The sequence below is a fragment of the Nocardiopsis sp. LDBS0036 genome (genome assembly GCF_041228755.1).
Classification (GTDB): domain Bacteria; phylum Actinomycetota; class Actinomycetes; order Streptosporangiales; family Streptosporangiaceae; genus Nocardiopsis; species Nocardiopsis dassonvillei.
The window spans coordinates 2,965,349-2,980,980 of record NZ_CP141103.1; the positions used below are offsets into that span (position 1 = coordinate 2,965,349).

The window sequence follows — 15,632 nt, forward strand, 5'->3', positions numbered from 1 at the left end:
GCCTACTTGGCGGCCGGGTCGCCGTGGCACTTCTTGTACTTCTTGCCGGAGCCGCACGGGCAGGGCGCGTTGCGCGCCGTGCCGGAGTACTCGTCGGCCGTCTCGCTGTGGCGCTCGACGGTGCCGTCCTCACTCGGCGCGGAGTACTGGAGCCGGTTGGGCTGGCCCTCGCCGAAGCCGGGGACGACCACGTCCTCGGCGGGCTCGGCCTCCTCCACCGGGGAGGCGGCGTCCTGGACCTCCTCGTCCTCCTCCACCGCGGTCGCGACGGCGGTCGCGCTGGCGGAGCCGCCGACTGCCGCGGCGGTCTTGGCAGCGGCGGCGGTGGTGAGGGCGGGCTCCTCCTTCTTGCGGACCTGCACCTCGACGTTGAAGAGGTAGCCGACGGACTCCTCCTTGATGGCCTCCAGCATCTGCTGGAACATGTCGAATCCCTCGCGCTGGAACTCGATCAGCGGGTTGCGCTGCGCCATGGCGCGCAGCCCGATGCCCTCCTGGAGGTAGTCCATCTCGTAGAGGTGCTCACGCCACTTGCGGTCCATGACCTGGAGGATGACCCGGCGCTCGACCTCGCGCATGGCCTCCTCGCCCAGCTCGGCCTCGCGGGCCTCGTAGGCGGTGTTGGCGTCCTCCACCACGCGGTCCGCGATCACCTCGGTGGTCAGCGTGTGCAGGTCGCCGTTCTCCTCGATGAACTCGTCGACGGTGAAGCTGATCGGGTAGACCTGCTTGAACGCCCGCCAGAGCTTGTCGAGGTCCCAGTCGCTGGGGTCGCCGCTGGCGGTCTCCTCCACGACGTAGCCGCGCAGGACCTCCTCCAGCATGCTCATGACCTGGTCGCGCAGGTCCTGGCCCTCCAGGACCTTGCGGCGCTCGGCGTAGATGACCTTGCGCTGGCGGTTGAGGACCTCGTCGTACTTGAGGACGTTCTTGCGGATCTCGAAGTTCTGCGTCTCGACCTGGCCCTGCGCGGAGGCGATCGCCTTGCTGACCATGCCGGACTCGATGGGCTGGTCGTCCGGGATGTTCAGCTGGTTCATGAACGCCTCCAGACGGCTGCTGTTGAACAGGCGCAGCAGGTCGTCCTGGAGGGAGAGGTAGAAGCGGGAGATGCCGGGGTCGCCCTGGCGGCCGGAGCGGCCGCGGAGCTGGTTGTCGATGCGCCGCGACTCGTGGCGCTCGGTGCCGAGCACGTACAGGCCGCCGGCCTCGACGACCTTCTCGTGCTCCTCCTCGTAGTCGGCCTTGGCCTTCTCCAGCGCCTCGGGCCAGGCGGCCTCGTACTCCTCGGGGGTCTCCAGCGGGCTCAGTCCGCGGCCCTGGAGCTCCTCGTCGGCGAGGAAGTCGGGGTTGCCGCCCAGCATGATGTCGGTACCGCGACCGGCCATGTTGGTGGCGACGGTGACCGCGCCGAGCTTGCCCGCGCGGGCGATGATCGCGGCCTCACGGGCGTGGTTCTTGGCGTTGAGGACCTCGTGGGGCACGCCCTCGCGCTTGAGCATCCGGGACAGCAGCTCGGACTTCTCGACGCTGGTGGTACCGACCAGGACGGGCTGCCCGGCCTCGTGGCGCTCGGCGATGTCCTCGGCGAGCGCCTGGAACTTGGCGTCCTCGTGCTTGTAGACGACGTCCTTGACGTCCTGGCGGACCATCGGCTTGTTGGTGGGGATGGGCACCACGCCGACGTTGTAGGTCTGGGTGAACTCCGCCGCCTCGGTCTGGGCGGTACCGGTCATGCCGGCGAGCTTCTCGTAGAGGCGGAAGTAGTTCTGGAGGGTGACCTTGGCGAGAGTCTGGTTCTCGTCCTTGATCTTGACGCGCTCCTTGGCCTCGATGGCCTGGTGCATGCCCTCGTTGTAGCGGCGGCCCGCGAGGACGCGGCCGGTGAACTCGTCGACGATGAGGACCTCACCGTCCTTGACGATGTACTCCTTGTCCCGCTTGTACAGCTCCTTGGCCTTGAGCGAGTTGTTGAGGAAGCTGATGAGCGGGGTGTTGACGGCCTCGTAGAGGTTGTCGATGCCCAGCCAGTCCTCGACCTTGGCCACGCCGGACTCGGTGATGCCGACGGTGCGCTTCTTCTCGTCGACCTCGTAGTCCTCCTCGCGCTTGAGGCGCGGGGCGATCTTGGCGAACTCGGCGTACCACCGGGAGTTCTGCTCCGAGGGGCCGCTGATGATCAGCGGGGTGCGGGCCTCGTCGATGAGGATGGAGTCGACCTCGTCGACCAGGGCGAAGTAGTGCTCGCGCTGGACGGTGTCCTTGAGCGAGAGCGCCATGTTGTCGCGCAGGTAGTCGAAGCCGAACTCGTTGTTCGTGCCGTAGGTGATGTCGGCCTGGTAGGCGCTGCGGCGGTCGGCCGCGGTCATCTGCGGTCCGACGACGCCGACCTCGAGGCCGAGGAAGTGGTAGATGCGGCCCATGTTCTGGGCGTCGCGCTTGGCCAGGTAGTCGTTGGTCGTGATGACGTGGACGCCCTTGCCCGCGAGCGCGTTGAGGTAGACCGCGAGGGTGCCGGTCAGGGTCTTGCCCTCACCGGTCTTCATCTCGGCGATGTTGCCGAGGTGCAGCGCGGCGCCGCCCATGATCTGGACGTCGAAGTGGCGCTGGCCCAGGGTGCGCTTGGCCGCCTCCCGGACGGTGGCGAAGGCCTCCGGGAGCAGGTCGTCCAGGGACTCCCCGTCCTCGTAGCGCTCCTTGTACTCCCCGGTGAGGTCGCGCAGCTCCTCGTCGGTGAGGTCGACGTAGTCTTCCTCGAGCGAGTTGACCTGGTCCTTCAGCTTGTTGAGTCGGCGCAGGATCTTTCCCTCACCCGCGCGCAGGAGCTTGTCGAGTATCCCTGGCACTTCCTATGCGCTCCTCGCAGATCGCGGTTGGCTCCACCCACGTGGAGTTCAGATCTAGGCCCGCTGACCGCTTTCCCGTGGCCGCGGAGGACGGCGGGGGTTCCTGGGCCCTCGGCCCTACATCCTAGAGGACACGAACCCTACGCCCACCCTCTCAGGTGGAGCGGCCCGTCCGCACGTTTCCCTGTGCGCAACGAAGAGAACCAACCGATATGTTCCCGCATGTCACAGACCTGGCAGAGGGTTCGGAAGGTTTTTGGCGACGTCCCGGTACCAGGGGGGATCGGATACCGGCGCGGACGGGGCGCCGGGCGCGTACGCCGACCGCCCCCTCGCTTTCGGCGTGGGCGCCGATGGCTCCCGGCTTTCGTGGGTAGGCACGTGGTAGGAGGTCGCACCGCGGCCGAACGGCCGCGGACGGACCGGACGCGAACGTGTTCCCAGGGGGGATCACCATGCGAACGAACCGAGACAAGAAGGACCGCGGGGCACGGGGCGGCGAGGGCCGCGAGGCGAGGGACATGTCGGCCCCCTCCCCGCGTTCTCCCGACGACGTGGCCAAGGAGGCCGTCGGGGAGTCGCCCGTACTGCGGCGCGACCCGGTGGCCGACGACCCGGCGCTGGCCTGGGAGAAGGAGCATCCCGACAGCGACAGCCGTTTCGGGCGCATCCGGGGCTTCCAGCACCAGGGCGGCAGTCTCGCACCGAGCAACAGCCATCGCGGGCGCGTGTCGTCGTGGGCGGCGGTCCTGCTGGCGTGCGTCGGGTTCGTCGTGGGCGGGGTCGGCGTCGCCATGGGGATGTCCGTGGTCCTGCTGGTGGTCGCCGCGGTCCTGCTGGTGGCGGCGGCCGTCGTGGCCCTGGTCTTCGACCTGATGAGCGACGTCGTCCTCGACACGCCCCGGGCCGAGCCCGAGGAGCCGCACGACACCCCGCTGCACCGGATCAAGCAGGAGGAGGCCGAGCACCGGCCCGAGTAGGCGCGATTCGAGGGCCCGACCGGCCGGGACGGGGGACGGGTTCCTGGCCGGGTACGGGGGAGGGAGCGCACACCGCCGCGGCGGGTCCGAGCGGACCCGCCGCGGCTTCGTGTGCGGGGGGATCCGTCGAGGGCGGTGGCGAACGTCTAGTCGACCAGCCGGAGGACGCCGTAGTTGAAGCCCTTGCGCCGGTAGACGACGCTCGGGGCGTCCTTGACCTCGTCATGGAAGAGGTAGAAGTCGTGGCCCACGAGTTCCATCTCCATGAGCGCCTGGTCGATGCTCATGGGCTTGGCCCTGTGGAACTTCTCCCGGACGACGACGGGAACCTCTCCCTGGGTGTCGAGTTCGACGAACTCGTCGGAGAACCTTCCGTCCACCTCGGTGCCGTTGACGTCCTCCTCGCCGCCGCGCCGCTGGGCGGGGGGAGCCTGCGTCGCGGTGGCGGTGGCGGACGAGGGCAGGTCTCCGGGGAGGCCGGCGGTGGCCGACGCGACGGAGACGGGGGCGTGGTTGCCCCGGTGGACCTTGCGCCGGTCCGCGGACTTGCGCAGGCGGGCCTCGATCTTGTCGAGGGCGAGGTCGAGGGCGCCGTACCGGTCCGAGGCGGCGGCCTCGCTGCGAATGACCGGACCGTTGGTCCGGATGGTCAGCTCAACCCGCTCGCAGACGTCGGCGAGCTTGGGGTTGCGCTCTTTGGACACCTCCACGTCGACGGTCATGCCCTTCTTCTCCCACTTGGAGAGCCTGTCGAGCTTGTTGTCGACGTGCTGACGGAACTTCTCACTCACACCGGTGCGTCGACCCTTGACGATGATGTCCATAGGACCCCCTTCATCGCGTGGCCGCCGGAAGACGACGGCCAGGCTGGCTCTGCGTCCCTTCCGCCGACAGGGGGGCGGGAGGGGTGTCGCGCGCTAGCCCCCTTCCCCTGGTGCCCCTGTTCGGTGGGGGGCACGGCTCGGTTGGAGATGCGTATACCCACCAGCGGGGGTGTCATCACGCGCACCAGGGGCGCGATTGGCGAAGGCCGCCGCGCTGGGGGAAAGGACTGCCGGAACTGACGGTACGGGGCACCCCTCGGGGAACCGCAGGTCACCCGGGGCCACGACGGGACGCGCGCGGCGGGGACGCGAGGGGATCGTCTCCGGGGGTTCGCCGTTGGCGAACCCCCGGACGATGGGATGCCACCCGTCCGGCCGACCTGGTCTTCGTCCCCACATCCGCCTGCTGAGAGTGTCGCCGCTCTTGATCGCGACTACTGCTCTTCTCCCTGTCATGAGGGACATCTGGACCCTCCGCGGGGCAGGGCTTACCTCTAAGGCGCACCGTGATCGGTCGACGAAAAGTCGCCTTACGTGGGCCGTTTCGCCTGCGCCTGGCATCGGCTTGCCGGAGCGGCGCCCCGGTGTTCCCGGGAGCTCGCAGACTCCGACGCAACCACGGACCCGGACGGGTGCCATACCGTGACCGTAACCTGTCCTGGCGAGGATGTCAGGTAGCAGCCACCCTCTCAACTCATCGGTAACCGCCTCAAACCCCTTCGTACATGGACTTTTCGCCTGTTCACGAGGGTTCGTAAAACCTTCTTGCACCGTCCGCCTCCTTCTCCCGGGAAGGACCTCCGACAGCGCCGGGCAGGCGTTCGAGGAGGACCACCGCGCCCGCCACGGTGATCCCGCGGGCCCGCAGTGCGCGGGTGGCCTCGGCCACCGTGGCGCCCGTGGTGAGGACGTCGTCCACCACGACCGCGCTCCCCCCGGCCCCCGACCGCGCGCCGGGGACCGCGCCGAGGGCCCGGGGAAGCGGGCGGTCCGCGACGAGGGTGCCCGCCCGGTTGGCCAGGCGCTCGGCCCTCCCCAGGCCTGCCTGGCGTCTGGGGCGGCTCCGGTAGCGCAGCAGGGGCGCCACCCTCCCCGCGCCCGCTCCGCCGGCCTGCACCAGGCAGGCGCGCGCCAGCCTGGTGACCGGCGCCCGGGGGTCGCCCGGCGGACCGCGCCCGGGTACGGGGACGAGCAGGGTGTCCGGGCGGGCCAGGCCGGACGCGGTGTGGGCGGCGGCCAGCCACCCGCCCAGGGGCGCGGCCAGGGCGTCCGCGCCGCCCTCCTTGTAGGTGAGCAGCACCCCGCGGTGTCGCCCGGCGTAGGGTCCGGCCGCCCAGACGGGCGGGCAGCCGGGCCTGGGCGCGCACCGGTGGGGGCGGCGCCGCAGCGCGGTGAGGCAGTGCGCGCACAGCGGCCCCGAGGGGCCCGCGCACGCCGCGCAGGGCTGCGGCAGGAGCAGGTCGAGCAGCGCGCCGAGTATCCACCGCAGCACGCCCGTGGGGTGTGTCCGTTCGTCCATACCCCAAGGTTCGATGCCCGGAGCGGTGCCCGCCAGCCCCTTCTCGAACCTGTGGACAACGCTCCCGACGGCCTCCTCCACGCCCCTCACCGGCTCCGGCACCGGCTCCGCGGTCACGTCCCCGGGAAAAGCCCGGAGCAACCGGTCGCCGCCCGGGCCGTGACCGGTGCCCGCGAGCCTGCGGCCGTCACCCGGCGTCGCGGCCGCGGTGCGAAGGCGGCACGGGAGGGCCCCTCAAGGCGCGGGGCCGGTCGGCACACGGACCGGTGACGACCGTCCGGGCCGGTCCGCGCGGTCAGCGGATGATCGACACGATGCGGCAGCAGGCCCGGGCCAGGTCGGGGTCGCCCGAGAGGACGCCCCTGGCCTCGGCCTCCTCCGGTTCGATCCCCCGCACGCACAGCCGCCAGGCGGTCTCGAAGTCCCAGCGCACGGCCGCCGCGGGCGGGCCGGAGCCCCCCGCTCCGGCGGGGGCCAGCGTCCACCCGGCTCCGGCGCGGGTGACGGTCCACTCGCCGCCGTCCGGGCCGTCCACGGCCACGCTCACCCGGGTTCCGGTCCGCGCAGGGGCGTCGCGCAGGGTGTGCGGCAGCGCGCGCATGAAGGTGTCCAGCACCAGGGAGCCCGCGGGCCCGGGGTCGGTGGCCCGCCCGGCGGCGTGCCGGATCTGCTGCCGGTGGGCCCAGTTCTCGGTGAGTTCGCGGGCGCAGTCCAGCCAGACCGGCGCCGGGTCGGCGCCCGCCCAGGAGACGGCGACGCCCGGGGCGTGCGGGTCCGCGGAGCGCCAGAGCCGTACGAGCTCGCGCCCGGTCATCTCCAGCGTCTGGACCAGCGCCTGCGGGCTGATCCTGGCGGTGGCCCGCACCCACTCCCGGTTGTTGCGGTGGACGAACGCCGCCAGCGGCTCCCCCGGCGCCGGTGCCGGGGCCGCCCGGTAGCGGTCGCGCATCCCCGCGATGCGCCAGTAGTCGTCGCCGAGCAGGTGGGCGGCCACGTCGCGCGCGCTCCACCCGGTCACGGCCTCGGCCTGCCACTCGTCGGGGGTCAGGCCGCGCAGGAGCGCGAGGAGGTCCTCCCGCTCCCCGGCGAAGTGGGGGCGTGCGTCGATCGGCGTACCCAGCCGCGTCAGGTCGTCCATGGCGCCACCCTTCCAGGCCCGCGCGCCGGGCGCACCCCGGTTTCACCGCGGGCGTGCGGCCGGAGTCCGACCGCACGCCCGAAGTGCCTCAGCCCGGGAAGGCGGGCGAGCCGCCCTCCACGACGCTCTGCCAGTTGAGCGGGTCGCTGGACACCCAGATGTTGCCGTCGTCCGAACCGGCCACCAGGGGCTGGCCCGGGGCTCCGGAGACGGTCACCATGCTGGCGACGGGGGTTCCGGCGCTGGCGGGCGGCGTGCCGCCGTCCAGCGACACCAGGAGGGCCTGGCTCGTACCGCCCTCGCGGGTGCCGAGCACGACCAACTGGTCGCCCGAGCGCCAGGAGATGTCGGTGACGTCCTCCAGCTCGCGGGCCAGGGTCACGAACGACTCCACGGAGACCTGCCCGTCGGCGCCTTGCACCACGCGGCCCACCTGGAGCGAGCGGCGCCCGTCCACCTCGGTCACCACCGCGGCGCGGGTGCCGTCCCGGGAGATCTGGAACTGCACCAGCGGCCTGTCGCGCAGGTCGGACACGTCCACGCGGACCACCTCGTGGCCGTCGCGCAGCAGCCACAGGTCCGTCGGACCCGGGGAGGGCGGCGGCCCGTTGAGGTTGGGGCTCTCGGCGTCGGAGTCCTCCCGGGCCTCCTCGCCGTCCTCCCCGTCCTCGTCGTCGACCTCCTCGACCACCCACAGGTCGCCGTTGACGTCCCAGGACAGCTCGGTGAAGACCCCGTCGGCCAGGACCTCCCGGACGTCGGCGCCCGGGGTGGCCTGGCTCGTGACGACCTCGCGGCCGCCCGTGGTGACCCCGGCGATGGTCTGCTCGTCCAGCGACACAGCGAACCTGCCCAGGGGGACCTCGCCCGATCCCAGGGGCCCGGGTACCGGCTCGCCGCTGCCGAACGTGTCGGTGTCCCAGTCCGAGGCCGACCACAGCTGGCCCTCGTGGGAGTAGTAGACGTGGACGCCGGGCGAGGTCGCGCCGGGGCTGACCTCCGACCAGTAGGTGCTGCCCGGGCGCGGCCGGTCGGCGCTCTCGCCCTCGGCGCCGGGGAAGTCCACCTCGTTGCCGTTCACCCGCAGCGTGAACTCCTGGATCTCCGGCAGCTGGCGCAGGGTCCAGGCGATCTGGGCGCCCATGCCGAACTCGTCGGCCTGGCCGGGGGCGGTCACGCTGACGGTCACCCGGTCCTCCTCCACCTCCACCTCGGGGTCGGCGTCCTCGGCGAAGGAGGAGTGCACGGAGGGGTCCAGCCAGGTGCTGGGGCCGCGGACGAGCCTGTGCAGCAGGCGCTTGGTGAGCTCGTCGTTGCTGACGGGCAGGTAGACCGGGTCAGGGACCAGGGCGTTCTCGTCGGGGTTGAAGTAGTAGAGGTTGAACGGGCGGTGGGTGCGCTCCACGTCGAGCTGGCTGAGGATGAGCTCGTCGGGCAGGCTCTGGATGCGCCACTCGCCCTCGGGGTCCTCGTCCTCCCGGGCCAGGACGAAGGTCTCGTCGAGCAGGCGACCGGAGTCGCCGGAGACGTATCTGCCGTCCTCGTCGATCGTGGCCACCAGCGAGCTGCGCATCCGCACGGTGGCGGTGAGCCCGTCTCCGCTGATCTCGGTGTCGAGGTCGACGGTGTCGTGGCCGGGGAAGACCTTGACCGTCCCGTCCGGGTTCCACGACTGGTCCGTGCTCGACAGCATGTAGCTGCGGGCGGCCTCGTAGTCCTGCTCGAAGCTGCCCATGTCCTTGAGGAAGTCGCTGACCAGACCCTCCGGCGCCACTCCCTCCTGGGGTCCGGCGGGCAGCAGGCGCACGTAGCCGCCGTAGGGGTCGCCCTCGGACTCGTTGCCGTCGCTGGCCACGACCGGGCCGGTGGTGGGGACGGTCGCGCAGGCGGCCATGGACACGACCGCCACGGCCGCGGCCAGGCAGGCGCGCGCGGCGCGGCCGAACCGGTGCGGTGTCCTCACAGCTTCTCCTCGTCCTCGCGCTGCTCGGCGCGGGCGGCGGCCGCGCCCTCCTCCGCGGCGTCCGCGCCGTTCCTGGCGGGCACCCTCTCGGGGCGGGCGGCGCCGTTGCCGTTCTCACCCTTGTCAGCGAAGGTGGTGTAGGTGCGGCCCAGCGCGAACTCCGGCGGCACCAGCGGCAGGGGGGAGCCGCGCAGTTCGCTGCCGGAGCGGCGCGGCAGGGACAGGCGGAACTGGGAGCCCTGGCCGGGCTGGCCCCACGCCTGGAGCCAGCCGCCGTGCAGGGTGGCGTCCTCCTTGGCGATGGAGAGCCCGAGGCCGGTGCCGCCGGTGGTGCGCACCCGGGCCGGGTCGGCGCGCCAGAAGCGGTCGAAGCACAGGTGCTCCTCCCCCTCCTTGAGGCCCACCCCGTAGTCGCGCACGGCCACGGCGACCGCGTCGCGGTCGCACGCGGCGGTGACCACCACGTCGCGGCCCTCGCTGTGCTCGATGGCGTTGACCACCAGGTTGCGCAGGATGCGGTTGATGCGGCGGCCGTCGTACTCGGCGGTGCAGGGGTCGGTGGGCAGGCGCAGCACGACCTTGATGCCGCGCCGCTCGGCGATCTGCTCGGCGTCGCCGACGGCCTTCATTACGGCGTCGCGGATGTCGAGCGACTCGGTGCCCAGGGTGGCGGCCCCGGCGTCGTGGCGGCTGATCTCCAGCAGGTCGGAGAGCAGTTCCTCGAACCGCTCCACCTGGCTCTGCAGCAGCTCCACCGAGCGGCGCATGGTGGGGTCGAGCTCCTCGCGCTCGTCGAAGAGCACGTCCCCGGCCATCTTGATGGTGGTCAGCGGGGTGCGCAGTTCGTGGGAGACGTCGGAGACGAACTGGCGCTGGAGCTTGGACAGCTCCTCCAGCTCCTGGATCTTCTCCTGGAGGTTGCCCGCCATGTCGTTGAAGGACAGGGCGAGCCGGGCGAGGTCGTCCTCGCCGTGCACGGCCATGCGTTCGGTGAGGTCGCCCGAGGAGAGGCGTTCGGCGGACTGGGCGGCCGAGCGGACCGGGCTGACCACCTGCCGGGTGATGACGAAGGCGATCAGGCCCAGGAGGATGACCAGCAGCACGCCCACCAGGCCGACCGTGCCCTGGACCAGGTCGAGGATCTGCTGCTCGTGCTGGAGCGGGAAGATGTAGTACAGCTCGTAGGCGCGCGTGAGCTGCGCGCCGACCACCAGCGCGGGCTCCTCGCCCTGGTCGGTGGTGATGCGCGTGTACGTGTGGTACTGCTGCTCGTCCACCTCGGACTCGTGGACCTGGTTGATGAGCCTCTGCGGGACGCTGCCCTCGCCGGTGGCCCAGCCGACCTCTCCGCCCACCGAGGGCAGGATGACCACGCTGTACAGCCCGGTGTCGCCGCTGCGGCTGGTGAGCTCGTTGGCGAGGTTGTACATGAGCCGGTTGCGGTCGCCCGACTCGTTCTCCTGGAGCTCGGCGGACGCGTAGTTGAGCCCGGCGCGGTGGTCGGTGACGGCCGTGGAGATCTTGGCGTCGAGCAGGCCGCCGCGCACCTGGGAGATGAGCACGTACCCCAGGCCCACCATGACCACCAGGGACAGCACCAGGGTGGTGGAGATGACCCGCAGGTGCAGCGAGCGGCGCCAGTTGCTGTGGACGCCGCGCACCAGGGCGCGGGCGGCGCGCTGGGCGAGCGCGTAGGAGCGGGTGAGCCCCGTGCCGCCGTCGCGCCAGCGCCCTCCGGCCGCGGACGGCCCGGAGGGCGGGATCTGGGTGTCGGAGGCGGTCCCCCGCTCCTCCTCTGGTGTGGCTGCGGTCATGTGCGGCTCGGGAGGATCAGGCGGTTCCGGCCTTGTAGCCGACGCCGCGGACGGTCACGACGACCTCGGGGTGCTCCGGGTCCTTCTCGATCTTGGCGCGCAGGCGCTGCACGTGGACGTTGACCAGGCGGGTGTCGGCGGCGTGCCGGTAGCCCCAGACCTGCTCCAGCAGCACCTCGCGGGTGAAGACCTGGCGCGGCTTGCGGGCCAGGGCCACCAGGAGGTCGAACTCCAGCGGGGTGAGACTGATCTGCTCGCCGTCGCGGCGCACGGCGTGCCCGGCGACGTCGATGGTGATGTCCCCGATCTGGAGCACCTCGGGCGCGGGCTCCTCGGTGCGGCGCAGGCGCACCCGGACGCGGGCCACGAGCTCCTTGGGCTTGAAGGGCTTGACGATGTAGTCGTCGGCGCCCGACTCCAGCCCGAGGACGATGTCGATGGTGTCGCTCTTGGCGGTGAGCATCACGATGGGCACGCCGGACTCGGCGCGGATCTGACGGCAGACGTCGATCCCGTCGGCGCCGGGGAGCATCAGGTCGAGGAGGACCAGGTCGGGCTTGGTCTCGCGGAAGGCCTCCAGGGCCTTGTCCCCGTCGTGCACGAACGAGGGCTCGAACCCCTCTCCACGCAGAACGATGCCCAGCATCTCAGCGAGGGCGAGGTCGTCGTCGACAACCAGTACACGTCCCTTCATCGGTGCGTCCGGCGCCGGGCGTCGGACCCGCGGGCGGGTACGGCGGCGCCTACTCCTCTCTCTGGAAACACTCAAGCGGCATGAACGTTCGGTGCGCCCCGAGACGCAAGAAACTGCTTCGTCCTCCCCCCACCTTGCCACCTTCGGGCGGGATCGGGAGAGTGGTCGGTGTTTTTCGGTCCGTGGGAACCGTTTCGGCCTGCGGCGCGTCGACCCTGGTGACCTGGCACGCGAACCTTCGCGACCCGGCCTGTTGATAACAGAAAGCATACAAAAGGAATGAAGTGGGTCGGTTGCGCCTGCATACGCCCGAACATCGCGGGCACCGGTGGAACCGGCGGGTAGGTTGGTTCACCAGAGGCCGAAAACCGCGGAAGCGTGCTCGCGCAGCGTAACCGAACCCCATGGAGGGCGGGGCAGATGACCCAGGAGGACGACCACCGGGACACGTCGGGGAACCCCCCGGACGGACCGGACGGCGGCGGGGCTTCCGAGGCCGCTCCCCCGCCCGCGTCCGGCGGATGGGCCGCCCCCGGTCAGGAGGGTCCCTCCTCCGCCTCCTCCGCGCCCTCCGGTACGGGGCCGGACTCCGCGTCGGCCGGTCAGACGCCCCAGGGGCAGCCGAACTTCGCCCCTCCCGAGCAGACCCCCGGGTACGGGCAGCAGGGCTACGGGCAGACGCCCTCCGGGCAGCAGCCCGGATACGGACAGTACGGCCAGCACGCCTCCGGCCAGCAGCCGTCCCAGGGCGGCGGGTACGGACAGCAGCCCGCGTACGGGCAGCAGCCGGGTTACGGCCAGTACGGCCACGGACAGCAGGCGCAGTGGCAGCAGTCCGGACACGGTCAGCAGCCGGGCTACGGACAGTACGGCCAGCAACCCGGTTACGGACAGCCCGGATACGGAGCGCAGGCCGGATACGGCCAACAGCCCCCTTACGGGCAGCCGCGCCCGCTCAAGCCCGGTGTGGTCGCGCTCCGGCCGATGACGCTCGGGGACATCCTCAACGGTGCGTTCAGCCTCATCCGCAACAACCCCAAGACCACCGTCGGGCTCGCACTGGTCGTCATGGCAGTCGCGAGCATCGTGAGCTCGGTCGGTTTCAGCGGCTACATGTCCGGCTACGGGGCCTTCCTCGACCAGGTGATGGCCGACCCCGCGTCGATCGACCCCAACGACCCGTTCCCGTTCAGCGGCTGGTCCCTCGTGGCCCTGTACGGCGGCGGCCTGCTGACCCAGGCCGGGATCATCCTGGTCACCGGTCTTCTCACGGCCGTGGTCGGTATGGCGGTCCTCGGCCGCAAGCTCAGCCCCTCCGAGGCCTGGACCGCCGTACGCAGCCGGATCTGGACCGTTGTGGGCCTGGCACTGCTGCAGCTGGTGACCATCTTCGTCCTCTACGTGGCCGTCACCGTCGGAATCGTCGTCTTCTTCATCGGTGTCTTCGTGGCCATCGCGGAGAGCCAGGGCGTCGGCGTCATCGTCGTGATCGCCTCGATGCTGGGGGTCGCCGGAGGCGTCGCCCTGGTCGCCTGGATCTACATCCGCATCTACTTCGCCATACCGGTCGCGGTGCTCGAGCGTGTCGGTGCGGGCACGGCCTTGACCCGCTCCTGGCGACTCACTCAGGGCAGATGGTGGCGGACCTTCGGCATCTCACTGCTTGCCTCCATCCTCATGTTCCTCGTCCAAGGACTGCTGAGCACGCCCTTCAGCATCGTCTCGGTGGTCCCCACCTTCATCGCTCCCGGTGCTGCCTGGGCCGCCGTCGTGGCGGGCGCCGTCATCTATGTGGGCAACGTCGTGGTCTACGCGATCACCGCGCCCTTCAGCGTGGGCGTGAAGACCCTCCTGTACGTGGACGCGCGGATGCGCAGTGAGGGCCTGGACCTGAAGCTGCACCAGGTGGCCCAGGCCGGCTACGAGGCGGGCCCGGAGATCTACCTGCCGGAGCCGCGGACGTGAGGGCACCCGCCGTCGGGGAGGTGACCCGTGAGGAGGGGCAGCGGCGCGCCGTCGAGGAGCTGAGCGACCCCCTGTACGGGGAACAGGAGCCCTCCCTGTGGGACCGCTTCCTCTCCTGGCTCCAGGAGCTCCTCGCGGACCTGGTCTCCCAGGCGCCGGACGCCCTCGGCGGCTGGACGGTCCTCGGACCGCTGCTGGTGGTCGTCGCGGTCCTGGTGGTCTGGCTGGTCCTCTGGCTGCGCCCGACGCGGAGCCGTCGCGCGGGAGCGCCCGTGCACGAGGGCGCGCCGATGGACGCGGCCGACCACCGGGCCGCCGCCGACCGGCACGAGAGGGCCGGTGAGTTCGCCGCCGCCGTCACGGAGAGGCTGAGGGCCATCAGCGTGGACCTGGAGGAGCGGGCGATCATCACGCCGCGCGCGGGGCGCACCGCGACCGAGCTGGCGGCGGAGGCCTCCGCCGTGCTGACCGCCGAGGCCGAGGGGCTGAGCGAGGGCGCGCGGATCTTCAACGACGTGGCCTACGGCGACCGCCCGGCGACCGCCGACTCCGCCCGCCTCCTGCGCGAGCTGGACACGCGGCTCAGGGCCGCCCGGCCCGTCGGGGAGGTGGGCCGATGACGGCCACCGCTCCCCCGGCCGCGCCCCCGCGCTCCCCCGGCCGCGCGCCGTCCCGGGAGGACTCGCGCGTCCTGCGGGTGTGGCGCTCGGTCCGGGTTCCGGCAGCCGTGGTGGCCGCGCTCGTCACGGTCTCGGTGCTGCTGTCGCTGGGCAGCGAGCAGTTCCCCACCGGCCACCTGGAGCCCGGTTCCATCGACCCGGACGGCACGCGGGCGCTGGTGAACGTGCTGGAGGAGGACCGCGACGTGCACGTGGTGCGCTCCTCCGCCGCCGCGGAGGAGGCCGTGGCCGACGCCGGGGACGACGCCGTGCTCGCGGTCTTCCTGGACCACCGCCTGCTCCCCGAGGAGCTGGACTCACTGGCCGCGCTCGACGTGGACACCGTCCTGGTGCAGCCGTCCACGCGGTCCCTGGAGGCGTTCGCCCCCGGGGTGACGATGACCGGTCGGGAGGAGCCCGAGGGGTTCCCCACGCCGGAGGCCCCCTACGCCCCCGAGTGCGGGCTGTCGGCCGCCGAGGCCGCGGGCGAGGCCTACGTCGCCGGTGAGCTGTACACGGCCGGTTCCGGCGCGGACGCCGTGGGCTGCTACCCCGGTGGCGGCGGCGACGCCCTGGTCCGGGTGGAGCGGGACGGGGCCGCCACGACCGTGCTGGGCACCGGCAGGCCGCTGACCAACACCGCGCTCTCCGCCGGCGGCAACGCCGCGCTGGCGATGAACCTCCTGGCCGCCGAGGACGTGGTGTGGCTGCGCCCCGACCCGCCCCAGCAGGAGGGCGGCTCCGGGCTGTGGCAGCTGCTGCCGCTGGGCCTGCGCTGGTCCCTGGTGCCGCTGGTGGCCGCGTTGGCGCTGCTCGCCCTGTGGCAGGGGCGCCGGATGGGCGCCCTGGTGCCCGAGTCGCTGCCCGTGGTGGTGCGCGCCTCGGAGACCACCGAGGGGCGTGCGGGACTGTACCAGTCGCGCAGGGCCCGGGACCGGGTCGCGGCCGCGCTGCGGTCGGGGTTCGTGGACCGGGTCGCACCCAAGCTCGGGCTGGGCGCGGACGCCGCGCCCGACACGGTCGTGGCGGCGGTCGCCTCGCGGACCGGTGACGACCCCGCCCACCTGCGGGCCCTGCTCCACCCCGGGCAGCCCGACCCGTACGCGGGCGACGACGACATGCTGGTCAGGCTCGCCGACGAACTCGACGAGCGCGCCCGGAGGCTCCGGTGACCCCGAGCCGCGGCGACCAGCGAACGACCACTGAGGTATCGAGAGAGGTAGACGGCAC

General features: G+C 71.9%; 11 protein-coding genes. 4 read left to right on the plus strand and 7 right to left on the minus strand.

The features are described 5' to 3' along the window. Window positions 1–2: 2 nt before the first annotated feature. The gene (secA, locus tag UIS43_RS12370; protein ID WP_013154743.1) at window positions 3–2,846 is read right to left on the minus strand and encodes a preprotein translocase subunit SecA; all 2,844 of its coding nucleotides are present in this window, start codon (window positions 2,844–2,846) and stop codon (window positions 3–5) included. Between the two features lie 455 nt (window positions 2,847–3,301). On the opposite strand from secA, the gene UIS43_RS12375 reads away from it, so the two are divergent. Continuing rightward, window positions 3,302–3,826 (plus strand): hypothetical protein, encoded by a 525-nt coding sequence (locus UIS43_RS12375; protein WP_013154744.1) that lies wholly within the window; start codon window positions 3,302–3,304, stop codon window positions 3,824–3,826. 146 nt (window positions 3,827–3,972) lie between these two features. Here the strand turns inward: UIS43_RS12375 and hpf are convergent, their stop codons facing one another. The 6 genes from hpf to mtrA all read right to left on the minus strand — a co-directional run bounded on the left by hpf (window position 3,973) and on the right by mtrA (window position 11,778). Further along, window positions 3,973–4,650, minus strand: a complete 678-nt coding sequence (gene hpf / locus UIS43_RS12380) for a ribosome hibernation-promoting factor, HPF/YfiA family (RefSeq protein WP_013154745.1) — start codon at window positions 4,648–4,650, stop codon at window positions 3,973–3,975. A 742-nt stretch (window positions 4,651–5,392) separates the two neighbouring features. Next, window positions 5,393–6,169, minus strand: coding sequence for a ComF family protein (locus UIS43_RS12385; RefSeq protein WP_041553229.1), 777 nt, complete (start codon window positions 6,167–6,169; stop codon window positions 5,393–5,395). A gap of 295 nt (window positions 6,170–6,464) precedes the next feature. Beyond that, window positions 6,465–7,307, minus strand: a complete 843-nt coding sequence (locus tag UIS43_RS12390; protein WP_013154747.1) for a maleylpyruvate isomerase family mycothiol-dependent enzyme — start codon at window positions 7,305–7,307, stop codon at window positions 6,465–6,467. Window positions 7,308–7,395: 88 nt separating this feature from the next. After that, window positions 7,396–9,270 (minus strand): LpqB family beta-propeller domain-containing protein, encoded by a 1,875-nt coding sequence (locus UIS43_RS12395; RefSeq protein WP_117197788.1) that lies wholly within the window; start codon window positions 9,268–9,270, stop codon window positions 7,396–7,398. Then, on the minus strand, window positions 9,267–11,084 hold the full coding sequence (mtrB, locus tag UIS43_RS12400; RefSeq protein ID WP_013154749.1) for an MtrAB system histidine kinase MtrB: 1,818 nt from the start codon (window positions 11,082–11,084) through the stop codon (window positions 9,267–9,269). The genes UIS43_RS12395 and mtrB overlap by 4 nt, the downstream gene beginning before the upstream one ends. A gap of 16 nt (window positions 11,085–11,100) precedes the next feature. After that, window positions 11,101–11,778, minus strand: coding sequence for an MtrAB system response regulator MtrA (mtrA, locus tag UIS43_RS12405; protein ID WP_013154750.1), 678 nt, complete (start codon window positions 11,776–11,778; stop codon window positions 11,101–11,103). A gap of 420 nt (window positions 11,779–12,198) precedes the next feature. Between mtrA and UIS43_RS12410 the strand changes: the two genes are divergently transcribed. From UIS43_RS12410 to UIS43_RS12420, 3 genes are read left to right on the plus strand one after another with little or no spacing between them, the layout of a single operon-like run. Continuing rightward, window positions 12,199–13,743 (plus strand): glycerophosphoryl diester phosphodiesterase membrane domain-containing protein, encoded by a 1,545-nt coding sequence (locus UIS43_RS12410; protein WP_358168988.1) that lies wholly within the window; start codon window positions 12,199–12,201, stop codon window positions 13,741–13,743. Continuing rightward, on the plus strand, window positions 13,740–14,363 hold the full coding sequence (locus UIS43_RS12415; RefSeq protein WP_013154752.1) for a DUF4129 domain-containing protein: 624 nt from the start codon (window positions 13,740–13,742) through the stop codon (window positions 14,361–14,363). Before UIS43_RS12410 ends, UIS43_RS12415 begins: the two co-directional genes overlap by 4 nt. Then, on the plus strand, window positions 14,360–15,574 hold the full coding sequence (locus UIS43_RS12420) for a DUF4350 domain-containing protein (protein ID WP_071622667.1): 1,215 nt from the start codon (window positions 14,360–14,362) through the stop codon (window positions 15,572–15,574). The genes UIS43_RS12415 and UIS43_RS12420 overlap by 4 nt, the downstream gene beginning before the upstream one ends. Window positions 15,575–15,632: the final 58 nt, after the last annotated feature.

Coding starts and splice junctions, on each gene's coding strand:
- UIS43_RS12420 (WP_071622667.1), top strand. CDS start 14,360: ATGACGGCCACCGCTCCCCCGGCCGCGCCCCCGCGCTCCCCCGGCCGC.
- hpf (WP_013154745.1), bottom strand. CDS start 4,650: ATGGACATCATCGTCAAGGGTCGACGCACCGGTGTGAGTGAGAAGTTC.
- UIS43_RS12390 (WP_013154747.1), bottom strand. CDS start 7,307: ATGGACGACCTGACGCGGCTGGGTACGCCGATCGACGCACGCCCCCAC.
- UIS43_RS12375 (WP_013154744.1), top strand. CDS start 3,302: ATGCGAACGAACCGAGACAAGAAGGACCGCGGGGCACGGGGCGGCGAG.
- mtrA (WP_013154750.1), bottom strand. CDS start 11,778: ATGAAGGGACGTGTACTGGTTGTCGACGACGACCTCGCCCTCGCTGAG.
- UIS43_RS12410 (WP_358168988.1), top strand. CDS start 12,199: ATGACCCAGGAGGACGACCACCGGGACACGTCGGGGAACCCCCCGGAC.
- mtrB (WP_013154749.1), bottom strand. CDS start 11,084: ATGACCGCAGCCACACCAGAGGAGGAGCGGGGGACCGCCTCCGACACC.
- UIS43_RS12385 (WP_041553229.1), bottom strand. CDS start 6,169: ATGGACGAACGGACACACCCCACGGGCGTGCTGCGGTGGATACTCGGC.